Raw genomic sequence first — 12,598 nt, 5'->3', positions numbered from 1 at the left:
CGCGAGTGTCGCCCCGCGCGCGGCGCTGACCGGCGGCGATGCCACCGACGCGAGCGCGGGCGCACGCGATACGCGACCGCATCGCGAACGCGCGACCGCCGCGCCGGGGCGGGTGCGTGGCATCAACTGCCCCACAGCACCCCTTGCGTTGACATGACCGCGTCGTCACCCTGTTACCTGGCGCCCACCCCACAGCAACCCGGCGCCGCAAGCATGGCCGGGCATCCAGCGGCCAACGACCCCCCACCCTCAAGGGAGTTCGCATGTCAGACATGCACCGTCATCCCACTCGCCGTCGCGTCTACGCGCGTCGCGCCTCCGTCTTCGGCGGGTTCGTCGCCCTGCTGGGCACGATCGTCATGAGCGGGCCCACCGCCCAGGCTTCCCCGCCCGCCCCGCCGAGCGCCGCCACCGCCCGCACCCAGCTCGCCTCGCTGACCGTCAAGGCCGAGGGCACGACCGACGGTTACAGCCGCGACAAGTTCCCGCACTGGATCACCCAGAGCGGTTCCTGCGACACCCGCGAGGAGGTCCTCAAGCGCGACGGCAAGAACGTCCAGACCGACTCCAGTTGCAAGGCCACCAGCGGCTCCTGGTACTCCGAGTACGACGGCGCGACCTGGACCGCCGCCAGCGACGTGGACATCGACCACATGGTCCCACTCGCCGAGGCGTGGAAGTCCGGCGCCAACAACTGGACCACCGCCCAGCGCCAGGCGTTCGCCAACGACCTGACGCACTCCCAGCTCATCGCCGTGACGGACAACGTCAACCAGTCCAAGAGCGACAAGGACCCCGGCGAGTGGCTGCCGCCCCGGACCGCTTACCACTGCATGTACGCCCGCATGTGGGTCTCGGTGAAGTACACGTACAAGCTCAGCCTCGACTCGGCCGAGAAGTCCGCGCTCAGCGGCATCCTCAACGGCTGCTGATACGGCACACCAACCGGCCCAGCGACCGGTCTACAACCGGCCCACCAACCGGCCTTCTGACCGGCGCACCGCCGGGTGGAACCGCCGCACCTTCTCCGTCGTTCCGTACCGTACGCATGACCAGCACATCACAGAACGACGGAGGAGGTCCGGATGGCCGGGCTGCGCCTGGGACCACTGCTGCGCCAGGTCGACTGGGAGACCGGCACCGGCGCGACCGTATGGGTCGAGGCCGACCGGCCCTGTGAGGCCGAGGTGCGGTGCGCCGACGGTGCGGGCGGCACCGCCCGCACCTGGCAGATCGCCGGCCATCACTACGCCCTGGTCCCGGTCACCGGGCTGCGGCCGGACACGGAGACCGCCTACCGGGTGCTGCTCGACGGTGAGCAGGTCTGGCCGCTGCCCGACTCCCCCTTCCCCGACAGCACCATCCGCACCCCCGCCCCGGGGACGGACGCGCCCGTGCGCGTGGCCTTCGGCTCCTGCCGGTGGGCCGCGCCGCCCTCGGACGCCTCGCACGACCCGGTCGGGCCCGACGCGCTCGACACCCTCGCCCAGGCGCTGGCCCGCGCCCCCGAGCGCCCGCGCCCCGATGTGCTGGTGCTGCTGGGCGACCAGGTGTACGCGGACGAGACCTCCGCCGAGACCCGCCGCTGGCTGGCCACCCGCCGCGATCTGAGCGAGCCGCCGGGCGAGCAGGTCGCGGACTACGAGGAGTACACCCGCCTCTACTACGAGTCCTGGCTGGACCCCGAGGTGCGCTGGCTGCTCTCCACCGTCCCGAGCTGCATGATCTTCGACGACCACGATGTCATCGACGACTGGAACACCAGCGAGGCGTGGCAGCGCCGGATGCGCGCCACCCCGTGGTGGCGGGAGCGGATACTGAGCGGCCTGATGTCCTACTGGGTCCATCAGCACCTGGGCAATCTCTCCCCCACCGAACTGGCCGCCGACCCGCTCTACGCGCAGGTGCGCACGGCCGACGACGGCACCGAGGCGCTGCGGGAGTTCGCCACCCGCGCCGACGCCGATCCGTCGTACACCCGCTGGAGCTACCGCCGCGACTTCGGCCGCACCCGGCTGCTGATGGTCGACACCCGCGCCGCGCGGGTGCTGGAGGAGGGGCGGCGGGCGATGCTGAGCGAGAAGGAGTTCGCCTGGGTGCGCGAGCAGGCCATGGAGGGCGCGGGCGGTACGCCCGGCCACCCCGGTCTGGAAGAGCCCAGCCGCCCCGGCCAGGAAGAGCCCAGCACCCCCGGCCAGGAAGAGCCCGGCGCCCCCGGCCAGGAGCGGCCCGGGACCTTCGGCGGCTACGACCATCTGCTGCTCGGCACCTCGCTGCCCTGGCTGCTGCCGCATTTCGTGCATGACGTGGAGGCGTGGAACGCCTCGGTGTGCGGCGGCAGACGCGGTGGGCGCTGGGCGCGGATCGCCGAGGATCTGCGGCAGCGCGGCGATCTGGAGCACTGGGCGGCGTTCCCCGAGTCCTTCGACGCGCTCACCGACACCATCGCCGAGGTGGGCGGCGCACCGGGGGCACCGGCCACGATCAGTGTGCTCTCCGGCGATGTGCACCACGCCTACGTCGCCGCCCCGGACTGGTCGCGGTGGTCGTCCCGGCCGCCCCGCAGCCAGGTGCGGCAGTTGACCTGCTCGCCGGTCCACAACAGCATCTACGCCTCGATACGGCTCGGCTTCCGCTTCGGCTGGAGCGCCGCGGGCCGCGCCCTGGGGCGGGCCTTCCGGCGCCATGGGCGGGTGGCCGGCTCCCGTTTGACCTGGCACAAGACGGGCGGACCCTGGTTCGGCAACCAGCTCATGACGCTGACCCTCCAGGGCCGCAGCGCCCATCTGCGGCTCGACCAGGCGCAGTCGGACCCGGCGGGCGGCGGGGCCCGGCTGGTGACGGCCCTGGAGACGGACTGGGCCGGGTAGCCGGTCCCTTGGGTACCGTTCCGCGCCGTACGTCACGTGATACAGGCCACAACGGAGCCGTACGTTCCGGAGACCAGGTCGATTCCCGAGGAGCGGGCGGCATGATGGGCGCGCATCCTGCGACACATCTGCCCCGGGAGACACGACCTTGGCCGGAGACTCTCACGCGATAGCCGTCGTCGGCGCCGGGCCGCGCGGCACCAGCGTGCTGGAGCGCCTGTGCGCCTCCGCCCCGGAACTGGCGCCCGGCACCCCGCTGACGGTGCACCTGGTGGACCCCTCGCCGCCCGGTGCGGGACGGGTGTGGCGCACCGCCCAGCCGGACGAGCTGCTGATGAACACCGTGGCCTCGCAGGTGACCCTGTTCACCGACGCCAGCGTCGAATGCGGCGGACCGGTACGGACCGGGCCGAGCCTGTACGAATGGGTCGCGGCGCGCGGCCTTGCGCCCGGTCTCGGCCCGGACGACTACCCGAGCCGCGCGCTCTACGGCCGCTATCTGGAGTGGGTGTTCGGCGAGGTGGTGCGGGGCGCGCCGGAGACCGTGACGGTCCGGACGCACCGGGCCCGCGCCGTACGGCTGGAGGAACGGGCCGACGGCGAGCAGATGCTGACGCTGGACGACGGGAGCCGTCTGGAGGGGCTGCGTGCGGTCGTCCTGGCGCAGGGCCATCTGCCGGCGGCCACCGACGCCACGGAGCGGCGGTACGCGTCCCACGCCGAGCGGCACGGGCTGCGCTACTACCCGCCCGCCAACCCCGCCGATGTCGACTTGTCGCCCATCGCACCGGGCGAACCGATCCTGCTGCGCGGTCTCGGCCTCAACTTCTTCGACCATATGGCGCTGCTGACGGCGGGCCGGGGCGGCACATTCGCACCGCATCCGCGCGGCGGTCTGGTCTACCGGCCCTCAGGGCGCGAGCCACGGCTGTACGCGGGGTCGCGGCGCGGCATCCCGTACCACGCGCGGGGCGACAACGCGAAGGGGCCGTGCGGCCGGCACATCCCGCTGCTGCTGACCCCCGATGTGCTCGGCCACTTCCGCAAGCGCGCGGACTCCGGCGATCCGCCGGACTTCCTCACCGAGATATGGCCATTGGTCGCCAAGGAGGCCGAGACGGTCTACTACGAGGCCCTGCTGGCCCTCCGGGCACCCGATCCCCGCGCCCCGGCGGCCCCGGAAGCCTCGGGGACCGGGCCCGGGACCTCCGGGACCGAGCCCGGGACCTCCGATGCCCAGCCCGGGACCGAGCCCGGCGCCCCCGTCCCGTTCGCCTCAGCACGTTTCCGGAGTCACTTTTTGGCCACCGGGCACGGCAGCCCCGAAGAGGCCGCCGTGCTCGCGGAGTACGGCATACCGGACGCGGAGCGCTGGTCCTGGGACGCGGTCTCCCAGCCGTATCGCGGACGCCGGTTCACGGGGCGTGAGGAGTTCCGGCGGTGGCTGCTGACCTACGCCCACCAGGATGTGGTGCACGCCCGGCTGGGCAATGTCGAGGGCCCGGTCAAGGCGGCCCTCGACGTGCTGCGCGACCTCCGCAACGAACTGCGGCAGATCGTCGACCACGGCGGGCTGACGGGGGCGTCCCGCCGGGCCCATCTGGACCGCTGGTACACCCCGCTCAACGCCTTTCTCTCGATCGGCCCGCCGCGCCGCCGGATCGAGGAGATGGCCGCGCTGATCGAGGCGGGCGTCCTGGAGGTTCTCGGCCCACGGCTCGAAGTGACCTTGGAAAGCCCGGGGACGGGCGCCGAAAGGGCTGGTTTCGCCGCGCGGTCGGCCGAGGTGCCGGGTCCGCCGGTGGTGGCCACGACCCTGATCGAGGCCCGGCTGCCGGAGCCCGATGTGCGCCGGACCGCCGATGAGTTGCTGATCCATCTGCTGGAGACCGGGCAGGGCCGTCCGCATCGGGTGGAGGGCTATGAGACCGGCGGCCTCGATGTCACCACCGCCCCCTACCGGGTGGTGGACGCCCATGGCCGCCCGCATCCGCGGCGGTTCGCCATCGGCGTGCCGACCGAGGGAGTCCACTGGGTGACGGCCGCGGGCGCGCGGCCGGGCGTGAACTCCGTCACCCTCTGCGACACGGACGCGGTAGCACGCGCGGCGCTGCGCGTAGCGCATACGGGACAGACCCTGCATGAAGGTGTCCCGATGTGCGCGACAAGGCTCTGAAGAGCGGCTTTTCGGGCGTCATGAAGGGGTCCCCGGGGCACCGACAATGGCATGAACTTGAACTTGCAACAAAAGGTGAGGGGAACCTAACCTGGCACTCCGCTGTTCCCTGTCCCCAGGAGCAAGGAGCTTCCCTCCCATGCCCTCTTCCCCCACCCCCCGCACCCTCGGCGAGGCGCTCGACGGCGCCAGACCGTACGTTCTCTCCCTCTTCCGCATCGTCGTCGGACTGCTCTTCTTCTGCCACGGCGCCTCGTCGCTGCTCGGCTGGTTCGGCGGCATGATGGGCACCGGCAAGACCATCGAGGCCGGCACCTGGCCGGGCTGGTACGCGGCGGTGATCCAGCTCGTCGGCGGCGCCCTCGTGATGCTCGGCGTCGGCAGCCGCAGCGCGGCCTTCATCTCCTCGGGCTCGATGGCCTACGCGTACTTCCATGAGCACCAGCCCGAGAAGCTGTGGCCCATTCAGAACGGCGGCGAGCCCGCCGCGATGTTCTGCTGGACGCTGCTGCTGCTCGTCTTCACCGGCCCCGGCCCCTGGGCACTGGACCGGATATTCGGCTCGGCCCGCGCAAGCGAGGCGGCGCCCCAATCGGGGCGCCGGCCGTCGACTGTCGGATAGGCGTCGCTTCTCCGCGTTCGACCGGCATTCGGTATCGCCTGACCGATCACGCCATGCGGGGCCGAACGCCCCGCATGGCGTGATTCGAACAACATCATCACGCCCCTAACCGTTATCCTCGTCAGTCACAGGCGTACGCTGTATGGCTGTTACAGGCTGACGCCTGCCGCTTCCCGGCGACATGCGCAGCGGGGGGACCGGGATCGGGAGTAGAACGTTGTTGGAACATCTGGGGTCGCTGACCAACACCCCATGGATCTACGCGGTGATCGGGGCATCCGTCCTGCTCGACGTCTTCCTGCCCGTTCTGCCCAGTGGAGTTCTGGTCATCACCGCCGCCACCGCGGCGGCCGGCACCACCGTTGACGCCGTCGGCGTGGTGCGCCAGGCCGGTGCCGCCGACTTCCCCGCCATGTTCGGGCTGATCCTGTGCGCCGCGACCGCCTCCGTCCTCGGGGACATGGTCGCCTACCGGCTGGCCTGGCGCGGCAGCGACCGGCTCGACCGCGCCATCGCCCGCTCCCGCCGACTCACCTCCGCCCAGGAGAAGTTGGGCACCGCGCTGGTGCGCGGTGGCGGTCCGCTCGTGGTGATAGCCCGCTTCGCGCCCGCGGGTCGCTCGGTCGTCAGCCTGAGCGCGGGCGCGGCCCACCGGAAGGTGAAGGAATTCCTGCCGTGGTCCGCGGTGGCCGGGCTCGCCTGGGCGGCGTACAGCGTGGCCCTCGGCTATGTCGGCGGCCAGTGGCTCGGCGCCACCTGGCTGGGCACGGCGGTCTCGGTGCTCGCGCTGTTCGCGGCGGGCGCCGGGGCGGCGTATGTGATGAAGCGTCCGGGCGCGGACGCGGCCGGTCCGCTCCCCGCGGCACCCGCCGGACAGCCGATAGCCCCGGCCCACCAGGCCCGATAGGGCCGTGTCGGCGACCGATTACGGATCGGCCCGCGAGACCCGCTACCGTCCCTGCATGCGCACCCCTTCCGTACCGCCCCTGGCATGCTGACCCGCGCCGCCGGACTGGTCGCGGCGTTCCTCGCCGGGCTCGCACTGGTCGTCGCCGCGGTGCTCGTCGTACGGCATCTCATCGCGCCCTCGGAACCGGAGCTTCCGGTGGTGCCCGAGGACCGGCGCCCCATCGTGGAGTCGGCGGTGCGCACCTGTGCCCCGCTGAGCGTGCCGCTGCTGGCCGCCCAGATCGACGCGGAGAGCGGCTGGCGCCCGGACGCGGACTCCGGTCACGCCCAGGGCATTTCGCAGTTCTCCCCGGTCACCTGGAAGGAATGGGGCAAGGACGGCGACGGCGACGGCAAGGCCGATGTCTGGGAGCCCCGCGACGCCATCCCCTCGCAGGCCCGCTACATGTGCCATCTGTACGAGGTGGTCAAGGTGATCCCGAGCAGCAGGACCACGGTCGGGGCGACCCGGCTCGCGCTCGCGGCCTACAACGCCGGGCCGAACGCGGTGCTTCGGGCCCGCGGCATCCCGAAGATCCTCGAGACACGGGACTATGTCGACAAGATCTTGAACGATCTGCTGCCCAAGTACCAGGAGAGCGAGGAGAGGTACCAGCGGAGCGAGGCGAAGCACACCAGCAGCGCCTCCGCCTCACCGTCCGTCTCGTCCTCCACCCCGCCCTCCACCGATCCGTCCGCGACCGCCCCCGGCGACTCACCGCCGGCTACGCGTCAGCCGTGATGAAGTCCTCCACCGCGCGCACGAGTTCCTGTGGAGTCTCATCGGCGGGGTAGTGCCCGGCACATTCCAGCTCCACCAGCTCGGCGTTGACATACCAGCGCAGCCAGGTCTGCCGCATCACCTCCGCCGTGAGCGCCGGATCGTGGGCGCCGACCACGATCCGGACCGGCACCTGGGCACCGGCTATGTCCTCGTGGAAGTCCTCCAGCGCCCACGAGTCCAGCCAGGCGCGGAGCGCCTTGGGCTCGCTGTGCTCCAGCGAGTGGCGCACCATCAGATCAAGCCAGGCGGCCGGGTGACGGCCGCCGGTGGTGAGGTCGATGATGGTCCGCCGGTTCTCCGGATGGTCGGCGGCGGCCGCGAACAGCCGCCACTGCTCGCCCTCCATCGGCACTCCACTGGCCGGCACCGGCGCGACCCCGACCAGCCGCCGGACCCGCTGCGGAGCGGCCGCCAGGACCCGCTGGACGACGGCCCCGCCCATCGAGTGGCCGACCAGCGAGAACCGCTCCCAGCCGAGGTGATCGGCGAGCGCCAGCAGATCCTGCCCGGCCTCGCCGGTGGTGTACGCGCCGGGGATGTCGCGCGCCTCGCCGTAGCCGCGCAGATCGGGCAGCACATAGGTGAAGCCGCGCCGGTCGACATGCGGCAGCATCGCGGCGTACGCGGCACGGTCCGAGAACCAGCCGTGCACCGCCATCACATGGTGCGGCCCGTCGCCGACGGTCTCATACGGTGGAACGAGGGGTGGAACGATCGGTCCCATGGCACCTCCGGTCCCATTCGAATACGGGCGACGCGGCGCGTGCCCGTGAGGCTCAACGGTGACGTCTCGCGCGGAGGTGGGCAAGCCCGATGCGCATATGCGTGCCCGCGATACGACCCGTGGAGGGGCCGTATCGCGGGCATGTGGTCGTTCGTGGAGCGGGGGTTTCCAGGGGTAGTTCGCGGTCAGGCCGTTGGCGGCGGTGTTGGCGTTCCGGCCGACGCCGTCACCGTGGTCGGCTCACCGGATCCACAGTTGGTGCGCCGATCACACTCGAGCTGTTGACCACCAGGCTCCTGGACGTCTTACCGACCCAGTCCCCGCCTGACATCCGTCCGGCGGTGCCGCCGGGAACGACGGCCACGGGGCGCCGGGAACGGACGCCGGGCGTGGCGCCGGGCGCCTGGAACCAGGCATTTGGAACCGCCGCCCCGCACCGGCCGTCCCTTCCAGCGACTCTCGACGGACAGGGACCATGACCACGACCCACGCCACCCGCTATCTCTATCTGACCCGCCACGGCGAGGCCACGCCGGACGAACACGGGCTCACCGCCAACGGCCGCCGCCAGGCCGCGCTGCTCGGCGAGCGACTCCGGGACGTCCCGCTGACGGCGGTCCACCACGGCCCGCTGCCCCGGGCGGCCGAGACCGCCCGGCTGATCGTCGACCGGCTCGACGGCGTACCCGCCCATGTCTGCGAACCGGCCGGGGACTATGTGCCGTACACGCCCCACCGGGCCGAACTGCCCGCCGACTCCGCCGACTTCCTGCTCGACTTCGTCCACGGCTTTCCACCCGATGAGCGCGCCCGCGGCCCGCTGCTGGCCCGTACCGCCGAGGAGCGCTTCACGGGCTCCGTGGACGGACCCGAGGACCGCCATGAGCTGGTCGTCACCCATAACTTCCTCATCGGCTGGCTGGTCCGGGCCGCGCTCGACGCCCCGAAGTGGCGCTGGCTCGGCCTCAACCAGTGCAACGCGGCGCTGACGGTCATCCGCTATCCGCCGCCCGGCCGACCGCCCTCGGTGCTCTTCTCCAACGACATGGCGCATCTGCCCGCGCCGCTGCGCTGGACCGGCTATCCGCCGGAGCTGCGCATCACTTCCTGAGCCCGGAACCCCTCCCCGGCCTCCGGCTTTCCGCCGGGGGCCGGGCCCGCGCTGTTGGGCCCGGCTCCCGCCGTGTCCGAGTACGCAAGCAGCCCAGCAAGCGTGAATAAGGACAGCCATACGGTAGAGCCGGGCACTGACAACGGGGTCGCGGCGAACCGCGGGAGGCACTCGAACGTATGACCGCTTCGCCAAGGGCAGAGCGCCGTCCCCTTCCCGTCGGGCGCGACGCTCCTACCCTGAGGGGGTGAGCAGCCACGCGTCGAACCGAGCCCGCGTCATTCCCCTGCGTCCGGCCACCGCGGACCCGGTGCCCCGGACGGGAGCCACCACCGGGGCCGCCGGAGCCGCCGGAGCCCCCGCGGCGGGTCCCGCCGTTCCGGCGGCCCCGGCGGCCCCGGCGGCCCCGGCTGTCCCGGCTGTCCCTGACGGCCCGATCCGGCGGGAGCAGCCCGGCCGGGAGCCGGTGAAGGAGCCCCTGCTGCGGGATCTCGTCGGGGGCGTGCTGCGACGCGAGCGGCTCGCTCAGCAGCGCACGCTCAAGGACGTGGCCGAGGCGGCCCGGATCTCGATGCCGTACCTCTCCGAACTCGAACGGGGCCGCAAGGAGGCGTCGTCCGAGGTCCTCGCGGCCGCCGCCCGCGCGCTCGGGCTCAGTCTCGCCGACCTCCTCGCCATGGCCCAGGGCGAGCTGATCCGTCTCGTCTCCGGCCCGCGGCGGCGGCGCGGCGGTGCGGCGGTGTCGGTCGCGTCCCTCACGTCCGTCACCTCGGTCACCTCGGTCACCTCGGTCACCTACGACGCCTCCGACGCCTCCGTCACCTCCGTCACCTCCGTCACGGACCGTGGGTCCCGGCACGCGGGGCGGCAGGGCGAGGTACGGCTGGCCGCCTGAGACACCGCCGCCTGACGCCCCGCTTCCGGGACACCCGCTGTCCGCCCCTCAGAACCCCCTGCCCGCCCGTCGGCTCAGCACCTCGTCGGCGAGCCCGTACGTCACCGCCTCCCGCGCCGTGAAGACCTTGTCGCGGTCCATGTCGGCGCGGAGTGTGGCGGCGTCGTGGGGCGTATGGCGGGCGAGCACCTCCTCGACCTGCGAGCGGATCCGGAGCATCTCCTTGGCCTGGAGGCTGAGGTCCGAGACCGTGCCCTGCTGACCACCGCTCACCGGCTGCCCCAGCAGCACCCGGGCGTGCTCCAGTACGAACCGCCGCCCGGGGTCTCCCCCGGCCAGCAGCACCGCCGCGGTCGAGGCCGCCTGCCCTACGCAGAACGTCGAGATGGGCGCGGACACGAACGTCATCGTGTCGTAGATCGCCATCAGCGAGGTGAAGGAGCCGCCCGGTGAGTTGATGTAGATCGCGATCTCCTGCTCCGAGCTCGACGATTCGAGGTGGAGCAGTTGCGCGATGACGACGTTGGCCACGCCGTCGTCGATCTCCGTGCCGAGGAAGATGATCCGCTCGGACAGCAGCCGGCTGTAGATGTCGTACGCCCGCTCCCCCTGCGTGGTGCGCTCGACGACCGTCGGAATCGTGTACTGCCCCATGTCAGATCCCCATCCTGCGTCGCGCACCGGCCGGCCGTACGTCCGCGAGCGACTCCAGCACCCGGTCGACCATTCCGTACTCCTTCGCCTGCTCCGCCGTGAACCACCGGTCGCGGTCGCCGTCGCGCGAAATGGTCTCCACGCTCTGTCCGGTGTGTTCCGCCGTGATTCGCTCGATCGACCGCTTCATGAATTCGAGGTTCTCGGCCTGAATCGCGATATCGGCCGTGCTCCCGCCGATACCGGCGGACGGCTGATGCATCATGATGCGGGAATTCGGCAGTGCGTAGCGCTTTCCCGTCGCTCCGACGGTGAGCAGAAACTGCCCCATGCTCGCGGCGAATCCCATGGTGAGCGTCGACACGTCGTTGGGAATCAGCCGCATCGTGTCGTAGATCGCCAGCCCCGCCGTCACCGAACCGCCCGGGCTGTTGATGTAGAGGCTGATGTCCGACCGCGGATCCTCGGCCGACAGCAGCAGCATCTGCGCGCACACCCGGTTCGCGGACACCTCGTCCACCTGCGTCCCCAGAAAGACGATGCGCTGGGTCAGCAGTTGCGAGGCAAGGTGATCGTCGAACCGCGTGGGAGCCGTTTCCCCCTCCGCGGCTCGCGGAATCGTTCCCGGCTCCCAGCCGGTGGCGAATGCTCCGAATGTTCCCATCGGACCTCCCTGTGAGTGCCGCCTGTGAGTACCGCGACCCACACCGTCGCGGTCCCTTCACCATCGCCCCAATTCGCTTGCGCGGTAAGGAATCTCGGCCCGCGGCAGATTCGCCCACGGCAGACCAGGTCCGGCGGCCCATAAGGCGGTCTTGCGGGCCGGTCCCGCCATTCCCGAGACTGCCGGGAAACGAGCCGACAGGGGGCGGGCGCGATGGCCGTACGACGGCAGGGGCTACGACGAGGGCAACGGCCATGGCAACGGCGGCGTAAAGCGGCGTTACGGCGAGCCAGGGCACGGCAGCGCCGCACGGCCTGGAGCGGCGGCGCGGTGATGGTCCTCGCGCTGGCCCTGGCCTGGAAGACCGTGTGGCCGTACATCGTCGGGCTGGTCCTCGTGGGACTGCTCGGCGGCATCGCCTGGTGGCTGCGGCGAACGCATCTGCGCACCGTGGCGGAGCACCGCGCCTGGCAGACCGAGGAGGAGAACGCGGCACGTGAGCGGTCCATGGCCGAGGTCGACGCCATGACCTGGCAGCGGTTCGAACGGTACGTCGCGGAGCTGTGCCGCCGGGACGGCTGCACCCAGGTCGTCGTCTCCGGGAAGTCGGGCGACCTGGGCGCCGACGTCGTCGGCCGGATGCCGGACGGACGCCGACTGGTGATCCAGTGCAAGCACTACGCCCCCCATCGCACCGTGCCGAGCGGCGATATGCAGAAGTTCCTCGGCACCGCGAAGGCCGAACACGCCGCGGACGTAGCGGTGTTCGTCGCCACCTGCGGCTTCACCCGGGACGCGGAGAGGCTCGCGGTGAAGCACGAGATCGTCGCCATGCACCGGAACCTCCTCGGCGCCTGGGTGCGGGGCTCCACCTTGGAGTCGCTGATCCCGCTCAACGGCGCGGGCGACGGCCGCCGTAGTCCACGAAGCCCCAGGGACGGCCGGAGCGCGACCACCCGCCCCGCGGCGGATCGGCGACCGCAGAGCCGACCCGGCCCACCCGGCCCAGGCCACAACAGCCCTCGATAAGCTCCCGGCCCAGCCGACCGACCCATGCCGATCACGGTCCGGCGGGCCATGCGGGCCATGCGGGCCATGCGGGCCATGCGGGCCATGCGGGCCATGCGGGCCATGCGGGCCATGCGGGCCA

Annotated in this window: 11 protein-coding genes and 1 pseudogene; 9 read left to right on the top strand and 3 right to left on the bottom strand. The window is 71.8% G+C overall.

What is annotated here, in order from left to right:
• Positions 1-263: 263 nt before the first annotated feature.
• The 6 genes from KN815_RS35965 (at position 264) to KN815_RS35940 (ending at position 7,358) form a co-directional block, all read left to right on the top strand.
• Entirely contained in the window at positions 264-932 is a 669-nt protein-coding gene (locus KN815_RS35965) for an HNH endonuclease family protein (RefSeq protein ID WP_216346038.1), read from the top strand.
• A 153-nt stretch (positions 933-1,085) separates the two neighbouring features.
• Positions 1,086-2,870 (top strand): alkaline phosphatase D family protein, encoded by a 1,785-nt coding sequence (locus KN815_RS35960; RefSeq protein ID WP_216346037.1) that lies wholly within the window; start codon positions 1,086-1,088, stop codon positions 2,868-2,870.
• Positions 2,871-3,018: 148 nt separating this feature from the next.
• The gene (locus KN815_RS35955; RefSeq protein ID WP_216346036.1) at positions 3,019-5,046 is read left to right on the top strand and encodes an FAD/NAD(P)-binding protein; all 2,028 of its coding nucleotides are present in this window, start codon (positions 3,019-3,021) and stop codon (positions 5,044-5,046) included.
• Positions 5,047-5,185: 139 nt separating this feature from the next.
• Positions 5,186-5,668 (top strand): DoxX family protein, encoded by a 483-nt coding sequence (locus KN815_RS35950; protein WP_216346035.1) that lies wholly within the window; start codon positions 5,186-5,188, stop codon positions 5,666-5,668.
• A 217-nt stretch (positions 5,669-5,885) separates the two neighbouring features.
• A complete protein-coding gene (locus KN815_RS35945; RefSeq protein ID WP_216346034.1) occupies positions 5,886-6,575 on the top strand; it encodes a DedA family protein in 690 nt (229 codons plus the stop codon).
• 84 nt (positions 6,576-6,659) lie between these two features.
• A complete protein-coding gene (locus KN815_RS35940) occupies positions 6,660-7,358 on the top strand; it encodes a lytic transglycosylase domain-containing protein (protein ID WP_216346033.1) in 699 nt (232 codons plus the stop codon).
• Here KN815_RS35940 and KN815_RS35935 read toward each other — a convergent pair.
• Entirely contained in the window at positions 7,342-8,124 is a 783-nt protein-coding gene (locus KN815_RS35935) for an alpha/beta fold hydrolase (RefSeq protein WP_216346032.1), read from the bottom strand. The genes KN815_RS35940 and KN815_RS35935 overlap by 17 nt on opposite strands.
• A 475-nt stretch (positions 8,125-8,599) precedes the next feature.
• Here KN815_RS35935 and KN815_RS35930 point away from each other — a divergent pair, with 475 nt between their 5' ends.
• Both KN815_RS35930 and KN815_RS35925 read left to right on the top strand, forming a co-directional pair.
• Positions 8,600-9,235, top strand: a complete 636-nt coding sequence (locus KN815_RS35930) for a histidine phosphatase family protein (protein WP_216346031.1) — start codon at positions 8,600-8,602, stop codon at positions 9,233-9,235.
• A 247-nt stretch (positions 9,236-9,482) separates the two neighbouring features.
• Positions 9,483-9,971: pseudogene (locus KN815_RS35925) on the top strand (helix-turn-helix domain-containing protein); the annotation flags it as partial.
• Positions 9,972-10,178: 207 nt separating this feature from the next.
• Here KN815_RS35925 and KN815_RS35920 read toward each other — a convergent pair.
• Positions 10,179-10,784 carry a ClpP family protease gene (locus tag KN815_RS35920; protein WP_014060295.1) on the bottom strand — a complete coding sequence of 202 codons (606 nt, stop codon included), beginning with the start codon at positions 10,782-10,784 and terminating at the stop codon, positions 10,179-10,181.
• Position 10,785: 1 nt separating this feature from the next.
• Positions 10,786-11,448 (bottom strand): ATP-dependent Clp protease proteolytic subunit, encoded by a 663-nt coding sequence (locus tag KN815_RS35915; protein WP_216346029.1) that lies wholly within the window; start codon positions 11,446-11,448, stop codon positions 10,786-10,788.
• 333 nt (positions 11,449-11,781) lie between these two features.
• Here KN815_RS35915 and KN815_RS35910 point away from each other — a divergent pair, with 333 nt between their 5' ends.
• On the top strand, positions 11,782-12,477 hold the full coding sequence (locus tag KN815_RS35910; RefSeq protein WP_216346039.1) for a restriction endonuclease: 696 nt from the start codon (positions 11,782-11,784) through the stop codon (positions 12,475-12,477).
• The last annotated feature ends 121 nt before the right edge of the window (positions 12,478-12,598 follow it).

Source organism: Streptomyces niphimycinicus (assembly GCF_018883605.1).
Taxonomy (GTDB): Bacteria; Actinomycetota; Actinomycetes; order Streptomycetales; family Streptomycetaceae; genus Streptomyces; species Streptomyces niphimycinicus.
The sequence above is the reverse complement of the archived record's forward strand: the minus strand, read 5'-3'. Positions and strand labels throughout refer to the sequence as shown.